This window comes from Mesorhizobium sp. M1A.T.Ca.IN.004.03.1.1 (assembly GCF_003997555.1).
Lineage (GTDB): Bacteria > Pseudomonadota > Alphaproteobacteria > Rhizobiales > Rhizobiaceae > Mesorhizobium.
In genome coordinates, this window is the sequence record NZ_RZTV01000097.1 from 1 (window position 1) to 345 (window position 345).

1 protein-coding gene is annotated in these 345 nt (G+C 57.4%); it reads left to right on the plus strand.

The annotated features are described in order from the left end of the window. Positions 1-192: L,D-transpeptidase (locus EOD29_RS30870; protein WP_164763896.1), on the plus strand; the 192-nt coding region annotated here is incomplete at its 5' end. Positions 193-345 lie beyond the last annotated feature (153 nt).

Sequence of the window (345 nt, forward strand, 5' to 3'; positions counted from 1 at the left end):
CAGAACCCGCTCGGCGCGCGCGCCATGTATATTTTCAAGGACGGGCAGGACACCCTTTACCGCATCCATGGCACGCCGGACTGGCAGTCGATCGGCAAGGCGACATCGTCGGGCTGCGTGCGCATGCTGAACCAGGATGTCGTCGATCTCTATGACCGGCTTCCCGCCAAGGCCGAGATCGTTGTGATGTAGCGCTGCAACAGCGCTCTTCATATCGTCGGCTCCGGCTGGAACACGTCTGCGTGAAGCTATGGTTTATTTGGCGCAAGCCGATAGATTTCCTGGTGTCGTTATTCCAGGATTCCCGTATCAAAAGGAAGTCAGTCCCGCGTCATGAGTTCCGAT